A 12610-nucleotide genomic window follows, 5' to 3' on the forward strand; every position below is an offset into this window, starting at 1 on the left:
TGGATCTACTGCCGTTCAGGTCAGCGTCCGACCACACCTCTGTTTTGGAATCATACTGTGAGCAGCGATGCTTTAACACGCGTGACGAAGCCTTCGGCTTCGATGGCGAAAGCGACTGCGGCAGGCTGGGGCAAAGGCCTCTATACGCTTGTCCGCATCACGGTCATGGCTTTTCGCCACCCTTGGCAATCAGGTCTCGCCATCGGCGCGACCCTTATCGCATCCACCTTCCAGCTGATGATCCCCCGCCTGCTCGGACGCGCCGTGGACAACACGCAGGTCGCCATGGAAGGCGGCGCGGCTGGGCAGATCGCCCAGGACGCACTCTTGACGACGGCATTGCTGCTGCTTGGTGCAAGCGTGCTACGCGGCCTGTTCACGATGGTCCAGAACTACTACAGCGAGAGCGTCGGCCACCATATGGGCTATGAGCTGCGCCTTGCCTGTTACGAGAAAATCCAGCGCCTTTCCTTCAGCTTCCACGACAGCGTCCACTCCGGCGACCTGATTACGGTGGGGCTGCTCGACCTGGAAGGCGTGCGCATGTACTTCTCCACCGCGCTGGTCCGCATGATTTTGCTCACCATGCTGATCGGTATCGGCGCCTATATGCTCTTGTCGACCGACGTGGTGCTGGGCCTGCTTGCCTTGAGTTTCGTGCCTTTCGTCGCCTGGCGCTCCTCGATAACGCAGCTTCGGTTGCGCGCGACCTGGCTCGATCTGCAGGAACGGCTCTCGGTGCTGACCCGCATCATGGAAGAAAACCTTGGCGGCATCCGCGTCGTGCGCGCCTTTGCGGCGCAGGCCTATGAAATGATGAAGTTCGAAGCGGCTTCTAAGAACGCGTTGACGCTCGCCCACCAGCGCGTCGGCATCCGCGTGGTCAACACCAGTGCCATGACCTTCTCGTTCTTTGCAGCCATGGGGTTGGTGCTATGGGTCGGCGGCGGAAAGGTGATGTCGGGGCAGATTACGGTCGGCACGCTTGCCTCGTTCCTGACCTTCATGACGATCCTGCAGATGCCGGTGCGCCAGCTCGGCCTGATGGTCAACGCCTTTGCCCGCGCATCCACCTGCGGTACCCGGCTGTTCAATCTGCTCGATCTTGAGATTGCGGTCCGCGACGAACCCGGCGCAAAGGAATTGGCGCTGACCGAAGGCACGTTGCGCTTCGAAAACGTCGGATTTGCCTATCCGAGCTCGCCCACCCACGACGTGCTTCGCGGCATTTCGTTCGAAGCAAAGCGCGGCCAGACGATCGGTATCGTCGGTCCTCCGGGGAGCGGGAAATCGACGCTCGCGCATCTCATTCCGCGCTTTTATGACGTAACGGCTGGCCGGATCACCCTCGATGGCCAGGACATTCGCAAGGCGACACTCCAGTCGCTGCGTCGGGCGATTGCCGTCGTCCAGCAGGATTCCTTCCTGTTCACGACGACGATCGAGAACAACATTGCCTACGGCGACCCATGGGCGAAGGAGGGGCGGATCGAGCGCGCCAGCGAAAGCGCGCAGCTTCACAACTACGTCCTCGGCCTGCCGACGGGCTACGGCACTGTCGTCGGCGAGCGCGGCGTGTCGCTGTCCGGCGGCCAGCGTCAACGCCTGTCGATAGCGCGCGCGTTGATGTTGAAGCCGGCCGTCATGGTGTTCGACGATTCGACCGCGGCCATCGATGCCGCGACGGAGCAGCGCATTCGCGCCGCCATGCGCAAATACGCGGCCGACCGCGTCACCATAATCGTCGCTCATCGCCTGAGCTCGCTGATGCACGCCGACCAGATCTTCTTCTTCGAGAACGGCGAGATCGTCGAGCGCGGCACCCACGAACAGCTTTTGGCCGCTGGGGGGCGGTACAAGGCACTTTATGATCTGCAGGTGCGACCGGGCGACGACGCCCTCAGCGCCTAGGGAGGAATGGAATGGCCGAGGAACTTGAGACCGAACGCTCCGACGTTCGCGACGATGGACGCCGCCCGCCGCGCGCGGTCGTCGGCTCGCAGCGCATCGAGGAGGAGATGTTCGGCAAGGCCTTTGATGGCAACATTATCAAACGCATATGGGCATTCGTTCATCCCTATAAGCGCCAGATCATGTGGTCGGTGGTGGCGGTGCTGACTTTTACCGCGATGCAGCTTCTGATCCCGTTGATCATTCGCTATGCCATCGACCATGGCATGCAGCGCGGTGGGAGCCATGCGGCGCTGACCTGGTCCATCATCCTTTTCCTCGTCGCCATTCTTATCAACTACGCGGCCAGCTACGCGCAGGAAACGCTGGTCGGGGGTGTCGCGGAAAACGTTCTGTTCGACATGCGCAAGGCGATGTTTTCGCATCTCCAGCGGGTGTCGCTCTCCTTCATGGACAAGACCGAAGTCGGCCGGTTGATGTCGCGCCTTCAGGGCGATGTCAATTCGATGCAGGAATTCCTTGAGACGTCCGTGCTGTCGGTCGGCGACATCGCGCTGTTGTTCGGCATCGTCTTCGTCATGCTTTCCCTGGATTTCAAGCTCGGTCTGCTGACCCTTTCGGCCTTGCCGATCCTGTTCATCGTGCGCCTCTTCTGGCTACCACTGGCGCGAAAGTCCTTCATGGCGGCGCACGAGACGAACTCGGTTGCGAACGGTGCCTTGGCCGAAGCGATCCATGGCGTGCGTGCAGTGCAGGGAATGGACCGGCAGCGGATCAACTTCACGCTCTACGATGACAAGGCGAAGGCCAATCTTCAGACCCATCTGACGGCGGCGCGCTATGCGCAGGTGATGGTTCCGATCGTCGATTCCCTCACGGGCATCGCCATGGCGCTGGTTATCGTCGTTGGCGGGGCCCGTGTGCTCAATCAGGCGCTCGACGTCGGTGTCCTCGTTGCCTTCCTGTTCTACATTCAGCGCTTCTTCGACCCGATCCGTTCGCTGACACTGCAGTACTCCGTGATGCAGCGCGCAATGGCGTCCGGCCAGCGGCTGACCGAGGTGCTCGATGTTCCGGTGAACATCAAGGATGCGCCCGACGCCGTCACGCTCTCGAAGGACATGGATGGGTCGGTCGAATTCAAGGATGTGGTCTTCGGCTACAATCCGCAGCACCCGGTGCTGAAGCACGTCAGCTTCAAGGTCAAGCCGGGGGAAACCGTGGCTCTTGTCGGCCCGACCGGTTCCGGCAAGTCGAGCTGCATGTCGCTGATCCACCGCTTCTATGATGTTCAGCAGGGACAGGTTTTGGTTGGTGGCCACGACGTTCGTAGGCTGACGCAGGATTCACTTGGTGACCAGATCGCCATGGTGCTGCAGGAACCCTTCCTGTTCACTGGCACCGTGTTCGAGAACATCCGCTATCACAAGCTCGACGCAACGCGCGAGCAGGTGATCGAGGCCGCCAAGGCGGTGGGCGCGCATGAGTTCATCATGCGCTTGCCGGAGGGCTATGACAGCATGCTTGGAGAGCGCGGCGGCAATCTCTCGCTCGGGCAGAGACAGTTGCTGTCCTTTGCTCGCGCGCTGGTGGCCGACGCAAAGATCCTGGTGTTGGACGAAGCAACCGCCAATATCGATAGCTATACCGAGATGCTGATCCAGAAAGCACTGGTGAAGCTCCTGGAAAATCGCACCGGCCTGGTGATTGCCCACCGGCTGGCGACGATCCGCGAGGCCGATCGCATCATCGTGCTGCAGAATGGGGAACTGATCGAGAGCGGCAACCATCAGCAGCTGATGACGAACCGCAAGCTCTATTCCCGCCTTTACCATCTCAATTACGCTTCGTTCGACGATATTCCGGATGAGGTTCTGGAGGAAACGACGACGAGTGGATCCGCGACCTGACGCTCAGCGTTGAGGGATGGTCGCAAGCTAGGAGGATGTTTCATGGATTATCGCAAGCTCGGCCCCAGCGGGGCAGTGGTTACGTCGTTTTGCCTGGGCACGATGACATTTGGCGCGGAGGCAAGCGAAGAGGACTCGCATAAGATCCTCGACGCCTATTTCGCCTGGGGCGGCAATTTCATCGATACCGCCGACGTTTATAGCGCCGGTGTATCGGAGGAGATCATCGGCCGCTGGCTGAAGGCGCGTCCGACGGAGGCGCGACAGGCGGTGATCGCCACCAAGGGGCGGTTTCCGATGGGGTCGGGACCCAACGATATCGGTCTGTCGCGGCGGCATCTCAACCAGGCGCTCGATGACTCGCTGAAGCGGCTCGGTGTCGATCACATCGATCTCTATCAGATGCATGCCTGGGATGCGCTAACCCCGATCGAGGAAACGTTGCGCTTCCTCGATGACGCGGTCTCGGCAGGAAAGATCGGCTATTACGGCTTCTCCAACTACGTCGGTTGGCATATCGCCAAGGCAGTCGAGATTGCCAAGGCGCGGAATTATACACGCCCCGTGACCTTGCAGCCGCAATACAGCTTGCTCGTACGCGATATCGAGCTGGAGATTGTGGCTGCTTGCCAGGATGCCAGAATGGGACTCTTGCCGTGGTCGCCTCTGGGCGGCGGCTGGCTGACCGGAAAATACAAGCGCGACCAGATGCCGAAGGGAGCGACGCGTCTCGGCGAAAATCCCAGCCGCGGTATGGAATCCTATGCCCAGCGCAATGCGCAGGAGCGGACCTGGGCGATCATCGAAGCGGTGGAAGAGATCGCCGAGTCACGCGGCGTCAGCATGGCGCAGGTGGCGCTTGCGTGGACGCTGGCTCGCCCGGCTGTCACGTCGGTTATCCTGGGCGCGCGCACGACGGAGCAGCTGGCAGACAACCTCGGCGCCGGCAAGCTTGCGCTTTCCGAGGAGGAAATGTCGAAACTCACGGACATCAGCGCGCCACATCCCTTTGACTACCCTTATGGCGCGGGGGGCATCAATCAGCGCCACCGGAAAATCGAAGGCGGACGCTGAGCTCTTGCAATGCGGCGGCCCGGTTTAGGAGCCGCCGCTCGCTTTACACTAGATGCGGATGCCGCTCGTCTCGTCGAAGAGATGGAGCTGGGCGGCATTGACGCTGATCCCGATGGTCTCGCCGGCGCGCGCATTGCCGCGCCCGGTCTCGACGATCGTCAATTCGGGGGTCGTTTCCGCCGTCACAAAGGTCGAGGATCCAGTCGATTCCACGACGCCGACCGGAACATCGAATGTCCCCTGCCCCGGCGAGGTGATGGTGATGTGCTCCGGGCGAACGCCGAGCGTGACCTTGCGACCCGGCTGCAGCTGGTGATCGACCGACAAGGTGTGTTTTACCGTGCCGAGATCGATCGTGACGCTGCTACCATCTTCGGCAACAACCGCCGGAATGAAATTCATGGCCGGCGAGCCGATGAAGCCGGCGACGAACTTGTTGGCGGGCGTGTCATAAAGATCAAGCGGGCGGCCCTGCTGCTCGATGATGCCTTCGCGCATGACGACGACGTGATCGGCCATGGTCATGGCCTCGATCTGGTCATGGGTGACGTAGACCGAGGTTGCATTCAGGCGGTCGTGCAGGGCGCGGATTTCCTTGCGCATGTGGACACGCAGGGCGGCGTCGAGGTTCGACAGCGGCTCATCGAAGAGAAACGCCTTGGGATGACGGATGATGGCACGGCTCATGGCGACACGCTGGCGCTGGCCGCCCGAGAGTTCGCGCGGGTAGCGCTTCAACAGGTGCGACAGGCCGGTGGTCGCCGCGACCTCTTCCGCTGCCTTCTTGGCTTCCGCCTTGGCGACACCGCGGATGCGCAGGCTGTAGGTCAGGTTCTGCTCGACCGTCATGTGCGGGTAAAGGGCATAGGACTGGAAGACCATGGCGACGTCGCGCTTGCGCGGCGGCACGTTGGTCATCAGTTCGCCTGCAATCTTCAGCTCGCCTGCGGAAATGCTTTCAAGGCCTGCGAGAGAGCGCAGCAGGGTGGACTTGCCACAGCCTGACGGTCCGACGAGAGCGACGAACGTGCCCTTGGCGATGGAGAGGTTGATGTTCTTGAGAGCATGGAAGGCGCCGTAGTGCTTGTTAACGCCGCTGAGCTCGATCTGATTGGTCATTTGAGGGCTCCAGAGGTGAGGCCGGATACGATGCGGCGCTGCAAGAGAACGAAGATGGCAAGGATCGGTGTCACGTACATCGTGGCGTAGGCCATGATGTTGTTCCACTCGTTGGTATTCGGTCCCATGAAGGAATTGAGACCGACGCTCGCCGGCTGAAGCTCGGCCGCCTGGATCATCGACTTCGAATAGACGAATTCGCCGAAGGCCTGCATGAAGATGAGGATGGCGCTGACGAGGATGCCGTTTCGGGCAAGCGGCAGCACGATGCTGAAGAAGGCGCCGACGCGAGAGTTGCCGTCGACCAGGGCTGCTTCCTCGAGTTCCATTGGCACCGCCATGAAGGTGGCGCGAACGAGGACGACGAAGAAGGGCATACTCTTTGCCGCGATCGCGATGATGACGGCGATGCGCGGATAGTTCAGCATGCCGAACTGCGAGAAGCCCACGAAGATAGGCGTGACCATGAGTGACGCCGGCAGGACCTGCAGCATAAGGATCAGGAACAGGCCGATATCCACCCAGACATTCCGATAGCGCGCCAGCACGTAGGCGCAGCCGACGCCGAGAACGGTAATGAGCGTCACCGAGCCGATCGCGATGACCAGGGAGTTCCACATGTAGCGAGCCATGCCGCGGCTTTCCCAGACTTCGCCGTAGGTACCCCACTGCGGCTGGTTCGGCCAGAAGCTCGGCGGCGTCGCAAACATCTCCGAACCGCTCTTCAGGGCCGTGATGTACATCCAGTAGAGCGGGAAGAGGTAGACCGCCGCCATGATGATGGCGATCACAAGCATCAGGCGATTGCGTGTCGTCTCGGTCATCCGCGCACCTCATGGCGTGTCGAACGGACATAGACGACCGAGGCGAACATGACGAAGACGATCATGATGACGGAGATCGTCGCACCCTTGGCGAAATCATATTGGCGGAAAGACAAATCCCAGGCCCAGTATTGCGTGACGTTGGATGAGTTGTTCGGCCCGCCCGAGGTAATCGCGGCGAATAGGTCGAACTGCTGAAGCGTGAAGATCAGGCCGAGGGCGACGATGGCACCGATGGTCGAGCGCATCATCGGCAGCGTGATCGTCCAGAAGCGCTGCCATGCGTTGGCACCGTCGAGTTCTGCCGCTTCATACAGATCGCCCGGGATGCCGGACAGGCCGACCGAGAGCAGGATCATGTTGAAGGCCGTGCCGAGCCAGACGTTTGCGATAATGACGGCATAGAGCGAGAAATGCGGATCCGAGCGCCAGAAGATGTTGCTGCTGATGATGCCGCTCTCCTTCAGGATGAAGTTGAGGACACCAAAGTCGCCCGACAGGATCCAGTTCCAGATGGCGCCGACGACGAGGCCGGGCATGACCCAGGACACCAGGAACAGGCCGCGCAGCCATGAGGCGCCTGGAAAATTGACCCAGAAGAACAGCGCAAGACCAAAGCCGATCAGGAACTGGCCTGCAATCGAACCGACGACGAAGATCACCGTGTTGCGGAAGATCGGCCAGGTTTCAGGCTGTGCGAAAAGGTCGGTATAATTTCTAAAGCCGACGAAGGGACGCGAGAAGGTTCCAAGGCTGAACATGTCAACCTCCTGGAAGCTCATCACGACGTTGTAGATGAGCGGCAGACCTGCCATCACGAAGAGAAACAGGAGTGGAAAGGTAACAAGCGCGATGTCGAAACCGCGGCCGTCCCTGACGCTGGAAAGAATCCTTTTCATCGGTCCTCCGATACTCCGAACGGGGCTGCCCTGCGCTCTCGCTTCAAGACAGCCCCTGCCGGGAGGAAATGGTGGGATGGCCCAAGGGCCATCCGGTTATGCGGGGAGAGATTAGCCGAGCACGGCCTTGATCTTGTCAGCAGCCTGATCGAGCGCGTCCTTCGGGCTCATCTGGCCGGTCAGGGCAGCCTGAATAGCGTCCTGGATTGCCTTGGAGATCTTCGGCCACTGCGGATGCGGACCACGCGGCTTGGCGTACTTCAGCTGTTCGATGAACACCTGCAGCGCCTCGTCCTTAAGCTTTTCGCCGGTCGCCGGGATGGTGATGTCGGAACGGGCCGGCAGCTGGCCAAAGTTCTTGAACATCTTGTCGTCCTGCGAGGCGAAGAACTCGAGCGCCTTGAAGGCTTCCGCCGGGTGCTTGGTGCTGGAGAAGATCGCCCAGTTGAAATCACCCATTGCCGACGAGCGTTCTGCGCCTTCGTGCGGAACCGGAAGCAGGGCGACGCCCCAATCAAACTTGGCTTCTTTCATCATGCGGTCGAGTTCCCACGGACCGGAGATGGCCATCGCGGCATTGCCGGAGTTGAAGGTGCCGGTCGAATCCCACTGACCGCGGGTCAGCGTATCCGGGGAGGCAAGCTTCTCGTCCATGATGGTCTTCCAGGTTGTCAGCGCCTTGACTGCACCATCGGAGTTGATGTGCTCATAGCCGCCGCCGCCCATCTGCGCCCAGGGAAGGAACTGGAAGGTGCCTTCTTCGTTCGCCTTGGCAGAGAAGGCTAGGCCGTAGACGTTCTTGGCAGGATCCGTCAGCTTGCGCGCATCCTCGACGAGTTCGTCCCAGGTCTGCGGCGGCTTGTTCGGGTCGAGACCCTTCGCCTTGAACATGTCCTTGTTATAGTAGAGGGCGATCGTGTTGGTCGCCTTCGGGATGCCGTAGTACTTGCCGTCCCACTCGACCGACTTCAGCGGGCCGGGGAAGTAGTTTTCAGGCTTGATGACCGACGATGCCTTGATCATGTCCGTCAGGTCGAGGAAGGCGCCGCGCGACGAAAACAGCGCGTGTTCAGGATTGTCGACCGCGATGATGTCGGGAGCCTGGCCAGTGGCATAGGCGCGCATCGCTTCAGTGACGACGTCATCGAACTGGATCAGGCGGTATTCGATCTTGATGCCGTTGTTCTGGGCATTGAATTCCTTGACGAGGTTCGGTGCTGGCTGGATGTCCTTGTCCAGCGACCAGACGGTCAAGGTGACGTCTTCGGCCCTCGCTGCGAGACCGAAGAGCGAGACGCCTGCGAGCGCCAAGGCGCCGATCATTGCAAACTTGCGGATACCCATAGTTCTCCTCCTTTGTGGTTATCCCTGTCGAAGGCCGGCGATTCCTCCTCGCCGGCCGCGATACTATCAGACCGGATCGACGACGAAATCGCCGCCCCGGGCATGCTTCAAGTAATTCAGTGCATGAACCTGACCGGTCATTTCAAGCGCATCGCGGTAGACCGGATCATGCCAGCCCTCGATGTCGATGGAACCGGACCAGCCGGCAAGGCGCAGTTCGGAAATGATGTCGGTCCAGTTGCTGTCGCCGAAGCCCGGGGTCCGCATGAAAACGAACTTTTCCTTGCCGAAGATGCCATGCTCCTTGATGACATCCCAGCGGATCGTCGCGTCCTTGCCATGGACGTGGAAAATCTTCGACGCCCATTTGCGGATCTGCGGCAGCGGGTCGATCAGATAGACCATCTGGTGGCAGGGTTCCCACTCGATGCCGATATTGTCATCCGGCGTCTCGTTGAACATCAGTTCCCAGGCGTCGGGGTTGTGAGCGATGTTCCAGTCGCCGGTTGCCCAGTTGCCGTCCATCGCGCAGTTCTCGAAGGCGATCTTCACGCCCTTGTCGGCAGCGCGCTTGGCAAGCTCGCTCCAGATTTCCTTGTAGCGCGGCAGGCTGTCCGTCAGCGGCTTGTTGCGGATACGGCCGGTAAAGCCGGCCACGCAGGTGGCGCCGAAGTGATGCGCGTTGTCGATGCAGTCTTTCCAGCCCTGCAGCGTGTCCAGATCGATTGCCGTGGTCTCCAGCGGATTGCCGAACATGCCGAGCGTGGAAATGGTGATGTCGCGATCACCGATCGCCTCAAGCGAACGCTTGCCGAGCTCTGCGAGATCCTGGCCGTTGGTGGTCTGCCAGAAGAAGGGTTCGAAGCTTTCAAAGCCCAGGTCGGCGATCTGGCCGATGCGCTTATCGGCGCCGCCCTTGGAGGCGCTGACCATGGTGCCGACACGAATGGACTTGGCGGGGTTGCTCACAATCTCGATCCTTATGCTGAAATTTCGATGCGCTTGCCGGTCTTGGCGCTTTCGATCGCGCCGAAGACCATGGCCAGGCTTCGGATGTTGTCTGAACTGACGGTTTCCGGCGTCTTGCCGGTCTTGATAGCTGCCACGAAGTCGGCAATGACGCTGGCATGGCCGTGCGTCTCTTCATCATGTGCGGGTGCCGGAACGTCAACTGGCGTGAAGCCGTGCAACAGGCCCGGTTCCGTGCCAGCAACGGCAGCGCGGAAGGTCTCTTCACCGTCCCAGCTTAGCATTCCCTTGGAGCCGACGAGACGCCATTGGCTCTCCCAGCTCGTGCGCTCGCCTTCGGCGCACCAGGAGCCGCGGTAGGTGAAGACCACGTCGTCGGCAAATTCGAAGGTCGCGTTGGCCGATGCACCATGCTGGTACCACGACCCCTTCGGATTGCGCTCGACGCAGTAGACCGCAAGCGGCTTCTTGTCGGCGACGTAGCGAGCCGCGTCGAAGGTGTGGATCGCCATATCGAGCAGCAGCACATTCTGCATCTCCTCGCGGAAACCGCCGAAATGCGGCGCGAGGAAGAAGTCGCAATGGATGGCGGTGATGTCACCGATCGCACCGCTCTCGACGAAGCGGCGCATGCGGCGCACGCCGGAGATGAAGCGGCGGTTCTGGATGATCGCGTGGATCTTGCCGGTCTCGGCAGCAAGGTCGATCAGCGCGGCGCCATCGGCGAGCGATGTGGCCATCGGCTTTTCGCTGAGCACATGGCAACCCGCCTTCAGCGCGGTCGAAACGACGTTGAAGCGCGCGGTCGGGATGACCACGTCGAAGACGATATCGGCCTTGGATTTGGCAATGACGTCGGCAAGGTCGGTGCCGATCACGGCATCGGTCAGTCCGAATTCCTCGGCAAGCTTGTCAGCTGCCGCCGGGTTGACGTCAACGAGGCCCTTGACCTCGATTTCGGCTGCGAGAGCCGGGGTTTCCTTGATGGCGCGCAACCAGCCCTTGGACATGGCTCCGCAACCGCAGAGAACGGCATTCAATGTCACGATTTCCTCCGGTGGACAGTTTCCGGTTTTCCTCCCGAAACGTGTCCCGTAAACGTTTACGATACTAAGCGGAAACGTTTCTTGATGTCAATAGTGCGATATGGCGGCATGAATGCTGCGGAAAACACGTGGAAATGCGGGCATTTAGGCTGGGTGTTATCGCAGCGCAGCATGAAAAAATATAGGCGCGATTGAAGTCGAGAATGGCGCACTTCTCACATAGGCGGGCGCGCCAAGCCGGAATCGACAACTGAGGAGGTCAGACGATCAATATGGCGCGGAAGTCGTTGACGTTGGTGCCCGTCGGACCGGTCTCGAAAAGATCACCGATCGCCGCAAAGCCGCTATAGCTGTCGTTGCCATCAAGTAGGCGTCTGGGATCAAGGCCAGCGTCGCGAAGACGCGTGACGGTCTGCCCGTCCGCGAACGCGCCCGCATTATCTTCGGAGCCGTCAATGCCGTCGGTATCGGCAGCGAGGAGGTGGAGATCGTGCCCATCGATCGCCAGGGCCATGGCAAGCGCAAACTCTCCGTTGCGGCCTCCCCTGCCCCCCTTGCCTCGCAGGGTGACCGTCGTTTCTCCACCAGACAGGATGACGGCGGGCTTTGCAAATGGCCTGTCCTTGCCGAGGACTTCCCTGGCGATCGCGGCATGAACCAGCGCGACATCGCGCGCCTCGCCCTCGATCGAATCGGACAGGATGGCGGGCGTTATGCCGTGCGATCGCGCGACTGCGGCAGCCGCTTCGAGCGAGACACTGGCAGAGGCGATGACGTGGTGCTCGTTTCGGATAAAGCGAGGGTCATCGGGACGCGGAGCATTCGCCGCTGGCGATGACAGATGCGCGACGGCCGCTTGCGGCAGGGCGAGCTTGTACTGGTTGACGATCGCCAGCGCGTCGTGGCGGGTCGAGCCGTCCGGCACCGTCGGGCCCGATGCGACATAGGCGGGATTGTCGCCCGGAATGTCGGACACAATGAGGCTGACGACGCGGGCCTTGGTTGCCGCGGCGAGCCGCCCACCCTTGATGGTGGACAGATGTTTTCGCACGACATTCATACTCGAGATCGGCGCGCCGGAGGCGAGGAGCGCCTCGTTGACCGCGATCTCGTCCTCCAGCGTCATACCCTCTGGGGGTGCGGGCAGTAGCGCCGAGCCGCCACCGCAGATCAAGGCAATGACGAGGTCGTCGGCGGTAAGGTCACTGACGGCAGCGACCAGGCGCCGGGCGGCGACCAGCCCTGCGTCGTCGGGAACCGGGTGCGACGCCTCGATGATTTTTATGTGTTTCGTCTCACAACCATAGCCGTATCGCGTCACCACAATCCCCTCGATGGGGCCGTCCCAGACGGTCTCGAGTGCCCCGGCCATCTGCGCCGCGCCCTTGCCGGCACCAATGACGACGGTTTTTCCCTGTGGCTTTGCGGGAAGGTGAGCCTTTATCCCGGTCAGGGGATCGGCTGCCTGGACTGCGGCCGAAAACATGCTCTTCAAGAGATCGCGGGGCTGCATG

General features: G+C 61.0%; 10 protein-coding genes. 3 read left to right on the forward strand and 7 right to left on the reverse strand.

What is annotated here, in order from left to right; all coding sequences use genetic code 11:
- Positions 1-102: 102 nt before the first annotated feature.
- From A6U87_RS18765 to A6U87_RS18775, 3 genes are read left to right on the forward strand one after another with little or no spacing between them, the layout of a single operon-like run.
- Complete coding sequence (locus tag A6U87_RS18765; RefSeq protein WP_065692798.1) at positions 103-1911, forward strand: ABC transporter ATP-binding protein; 1809 nt, start codon at positions 103-105, stop codon at positions 1909-1911.
- Between the two features lie 11 nt (positions 1912-1922).
- On the forward strand, positions 1923-3821 hold the full coding sequence (locus A6U87_RS18770) for an ABC transporter ATP-binding protein (protein ID WP_065692799.1): 1899 nt from the start codon (positions 1923-1925) through the stop codon (positions 3819-3821).
- A gap of 42 nt (positions 3822-3863) precedes the next feature.
- Positions 3864-4895 (forward strand): aldo/keto reductase, encoded by a 1032-nt coding sequence (locus A6U87_RS18775; protein ID WP_065692800.1) that lies wholly within the window; start codon positions 3864-3866, stop codon positions 4893-4895.
- Positions 4896-4943: 48 nt separating this feature from the next.
- Here A6U87_RS18775 and A6U87_RS18780 read toward each other — a convergent pair whose 3' ends face one another.
- The 7 genes from A6U87_RS18780 to A6U87_RS18810 all read right to left on the reverse strand — a co-directional run bounded on the left by A6U87_RS18780 (position 4944) and on the right by A6U87_RS18810 (position 12609).
- The gene (locus A6U87_RS18780; protein WP_065692801.1) at positions 4944-6014 is read right to left on the reverse strand and encodes an ABC transporter ATP-binding protein; all 1071 of its coding nucleotides are present in this window, start codon (positions 6012-6014) and stop codon (positions 4944-4946) included.
- Complete coding sequence (locus tag A6U87_RS18785; RefSeq protein WP_065692802.1) at positions 6011-6838, reverse strand: carbohydrate ABC transporter permease; 828 nt, start codon at positions 6836-6838, stop codon at positions 6011-6013. Before A6U87_RS18785 ends, A6U87_RS18780 begins: the two co-directional genes overlap by 4 nt.
- Positions 6835-7737, reverse strand: coding sequence for a carbohydrate ABC transporter permease (locus A6U87_RS18790; RefSeq protein WP_065692803.1), 903 nt, complete (start codon positions 7735-7737; stop codon positions 6835-6837). The genes A6U87_RS18785 and A6U87_RS18790 overlap by 4 nt, the downstream gene beginning before the upstream one ends.
- A gap of 111 nt (positions 7738-7848) precedes the next feature.
- The gene (locus tag A6U87_RS18795) at positions 7849-9081 is read right to left on the reverse strand and encodes a sugar ABC transporter substrate-binding protein (protein ID WP_065692804.1); all 1233 of its coding nucleotides are present in this window, start codon (positions 9079-9081) and stop codon (positions 7849-7851) included.
- A 66-nt stretch (positions 9082-9147) separates the two neighbouring features.
- Positions 9148-10050 carry a sugar phosphate isomerase/epimerase gene (locus A6U87_RS18800; protein WP_065692805.1) on the reverse strand — a complete coding sequence of 301 codons (903 nt, stop codon included), beginning with the start codon at positions 10048-10050 and terminating at the stop codon, positions 9148-9150.
- Between the two features lie 11 nt (positions 10051-10061).
- Entirely contained in the window at positions 10062-11096 is a 1035-nt protein-coding gene (locus A6U87_RS18805; RefSeq protein ID WP_083199545.1) for a Gfo/Idh/MocA family protein, read from the reverse strand.
- Between the two features lie 259 nt (positions 11097-11355).
- A complete protein-coding gene (locus A6U87_RS18810; protein WP_065692806.1) occupies positions 11356-12609 on the reverse strand; it encodes a glycerate kinase in 1254 nt (417 codons plus the stop codon).
- Position 12610: the final 1 nt, after the last annotated feature.

Source organism: Rhizobium sp. AC44/96, assembly GCF_001692185.1.
Classification (GTDB): domain Bacteria; phylum Pseudomonadota; class Alphaproteobacteria; order Rhizobiales; family Rhizobiaceae; genus Rhizobium.

Bases quoted from the DNA above. Each gene is read 5' to 3' on its own strand.
- A6U87_RS18780 (WP_065692801.1), bottom strand. From the start codon at position 6,014: ATGACCAATCAGATCGAGCTCAGCGGCGTTAACAAGCACTACGGCGCC.
- A6U87_RS18810 (WP_065692806.1), bottom strand. From the start codon at position 12,609: ATGCAGCCCCGCGATCTCTTGAAGAGCATGTTTTCGGCCGCAGTCCAG.
- A6U87_RS18795 (WP_065692804.1), bottom strand. From the start codon at position 9,081: ATGGGTATCCGCAAGTTTGCAATGATCGGCGCCTTGGCGCTCGCAGGC.
- A6U87_RS18765 (WP_065692798.1), top strand. From the start codon at position 103: ATGGCGAAAGCGACTGCGGCAGGCTGGGGCAAAGGCCTCTATACGCTT.
- A6U87_RS18770 (WP_065692799.1), top strand. From the start codon at position 1,923: ATGGCCGAGGAACTTGAGACCGAACGCTCCGACGTTCGCGACGATGGA.
- A6U87_RS18790 (WP_065692803.1), bottom strand. From the start codon at position 7,737: ATGAAAAGGATTCTTTCCAGCGTCAGGGACGGCCGCGGTTTCGACATC.
- A6U87_RS18775 (WP_065692800.1), top strand. From the start codon at position 3,864: ATGGATTATCGCAAGCTCGGCCCCAGCGGGGCAGTGGTTACGTCGTTT.
- A6U87_RS18785 (WP_065692802.1), bottom strand. From the start codon at position 6,838: ATGACCGAGACGACACGCAATCGCCTGATGCTTGTGATCGCCATCATC.